At 73.7% G+C, this 586-nt stretch carries 1 pseudogene; it reads right to left on the reverse strand.

What is annotated here, in order from left to right:
• Positions 1–53: 53 nt before the first annotated feature.
• A pseudogene (locus tag MJ783_RS07680) lies at positions 54–586 on the reverse strand (hypothetical protein); the annotation flags it as partial.

A 586-nucleotide genomic window follows, 5' to 3' on the forward strand; every position in this document is an offset into this window, starting at 1 on the left:
GCTGACGGCAATCCGCGCTGACGACGGCCTCGCGGGCTGGTGGGAGGCCTCCGTCAGCTGGCCGCGATCAGGGAGGGCACGGGCAGCGGATACCCGCCTTCGGCTGCCCGCGCCCGGCCGCGGCGCAGCTCGGCGCCGAGCCAGCGCAGGTAGCCCCGCACAGCGGTCTGCCCTGGCGCCCGAAGCCAGCGGGCGTGAAGGGTTTCGGAGCGTGGGCGCGGCCAGCTGGCGGAGCCGGTCGCTGTCCGTCTGGTAGGCCTCAGCCCGGCCGCTGCCAGCATGGCTGACCGCGGCGGCAGGAGGTAGCGGCCACGCAGGTACTCGCCGATCCAGCGGCTCTGCGCGTCAGCGAGCCGAACGGCGTCGGCGACAGCCACCGGCCCAGCCGGCGCGGCGCCAGGGCGCGGGAGGCGGCCACACCGGTAGACTCCTTCGGTCTCCGGGTCGAAGACACCTCCGAACAGCGATGATGACATGGCGGGCGATCCGGGCACGAGATCGTCGAGGTCATCGGTGAGCACCACGACGTCCCAGCGCGTTACCTGCCGCTCGTTGTCCTGGATGTCGAAGGGGCGGCGACCGGCCG

The organism is Protofrankia sp. Cj3 (assembly GCF_917627355.1).
GTDB lineage: Bacteria > Actinomycetota > Actinomycetes > Frankiales > Frankiaceae > Protofrankia.